This is a genomic window from Clostridium sp. DL1XJH146 (assembly GCF_054819755.1).
This window is the reverse complement of sequence record NZ_JBTVVN010000136.1, coordinates 1-276: the sequence shown is the minus strand read 5'-3', so window position 1 is coordinate 276 and position 276 is coordinate 1. Positions and strand designations below refer to the sequence as shown.

The 276-nt window shown below is 63.0% G+C and carries 1 protein-coding gene; it reads right to left on the bottom strand.

The window, feature by feature from the left end:
* A partial coding sequence (locus ACVHXK_RS18835; protein WP_461207940.1) for a hypothetical protein occupies positions 1 to 276 on the bottom strand: 276 nt, incomplete at both ends.

Here is a 276-nt window from a genome sequence, read left to right as displayed (position 1 = left end):
AGGAAGCGACGGGCCTGAACACGAGAGTACGCAGGGTCCGGCTGGCCCTCGTTCTTGTCCGGGTCGAATCGGTACGGCTCGAAGTCGATGGCGTCCATGCCCTTCGTCTGGAGGTAGGGTGCGACCTTGCAGAGGCCCGCGCCGAAGTCCAGGATGCTCTGTCCGTGCGTGTGCCTGAAGTGGTTCCAGGCTTCCGGCGTGTAGCTCTCACGATCCAGCAGCGTGCGACATCCGTTGGCCCAGAATCGGTACGACTTAGGCACGGTGCCTTTGTCG